The sequence below is a fragment of the Mycolicibacterium arenosum genome (assembly GCF_024320865.1).
Taxonomy (GTDB): Bacteria; Actinomycetota; Actinomycetes; order Mycobacteriales; family Mycobacteriaceae; genus Mycobacterium; species Mycobacterium arenosum.
The window spans coordinates 1-1,329 of sequence record NZ_JANDBD010000034.1; the positions used below are offsets into that span (position 1 = coordinate 1).

At 60.9% G+C, this 1,329-nt stretch carries 1 protein-coding gene; it reads left to right on the forward strand.

Annotated elements, in window-relative coordinates:
• The first annotated feature begins 257 nt into the window (after window positions 1-257).
• Window positions 258-1,322 (forward strand): IS110 family RNA-guided transposase, encoded by a 1,065-nt coding sequence (locus NM203_RS33050; RefSeq protein WP_255065289.1) that lies wholly within the window; start codon window positions 258-260, stop codon window positions 1,320-1,322.
• Window positions 1,323-1,329: the final 7 nt, after the last annotated feature.

Consider the following 1,329-nt stretch of genomic DNA (forward strand, 5'->3'; position numbering starts at 1 on the left):
CGAAAACACCTATTGGTGCACAGTGATGGCAACCGGACGGCTTCGACGGGGGTCGATCCGGTGGGCTGCTGGGTGACTCGGAAAACACTTGCCATAGATGGCTTTCAAGGTGATTTGTCCATAGCAGCTACAGGGCGAGGGCCCTGACCGGTGTGACCTGATAGAAGCCTGCTGAGCCGTCAACTCGCAATAGGTCTGTCCACCGGACAGTGCCCTCGCCGTCGTCCCGTCAGCCGATTGAATGAAGGGACGTCTCGATGGTGACAGTAGGAATCGACCCGCACAAGCACGTGCACGTCGCGGTGGCAGTCGATGAACGCGGTAACCGCATCGGCAAGTCGCTGACCGTGAAGAACGACGGTCTGCTGATCGTCGCACTGATCACATGGATCCGCTCAATCACCGATCTCACCTCGGTCACCTGGGCGGTCGAAGACGGTCGCGGCTTCGCCCGCCGGATGGCCGATGGACTGCTGCTCGCCGGCCAGGACGTGGTGTGGGTTCCCAGCCGGCTGACCGCCGCGCATCGGAGGTTGCACGCCACCACCGGCGCTAAATCGGATGTCATCGACGCCGTCGCAGCGGCACACGCCGCGATAGCGACGCCGGATCTGCCCCGTCATCACATCGACCAGCGAGTCCGCGAACTCCGCGTTCTCACCGACTACCGATCCGACATCGTCAAACGCCGCACCATGATGATCAACCAACTCAAAGCGCTGTCGCACCTTTGGCTCGACCACACACCGGGTGACATGGCGAGGGCCAAAGCACTGATTGCGTTCACCACGCGACTGGACACCGCGAACATCAGCACCCACGTACGGGACACGATTGCCACGATGATCGGCGAAATCGACGACGCCAACAACCGCATCCACGATCTCGACATCAGGATCAAAGAACTCGTCACCCCGCTCACGCCGAATCTACTCGCGGTAACGGGCATAAGTCACAACTCCGCAGCCGTTCTACTCACCGAAATCGTTGATATCAAACGATTTTCAAGCCCAGCCAAACTAGCCCGCTACACCGGCTGCGCGCCTATCCCGGTCTTCTCATCGGATAACGAACGCCACCGCCTACACCGCGGAGGCAACCGCCGACTCAACAGCGTCCTGCACACCGCAGCGATCGTGCAGACACGGTACAACCCGGCCGCCCAACAACTCATCGCGCGCCGCCACGACGAAAAAGGCGCTCGCGGTGCCAGACGCATCCTCAAGCGCCACCTCGTCGACGTCATCTACCGAGCCATGCACACCGACCAAGCCACCTGGCAACACCAGATCAACACGTGCGAACGCCCCGCATTGACATAGAAGCATC

Excerpts from the sequence above, each read along its gene's own strand:
- NM203_RS33050 (WP_255065289.1), top strand. The coding sequence starts at position 258 with ATGGTGACAGTAGGAATCGACCCGCACAAGCACGTGCACGTCGCGGTG.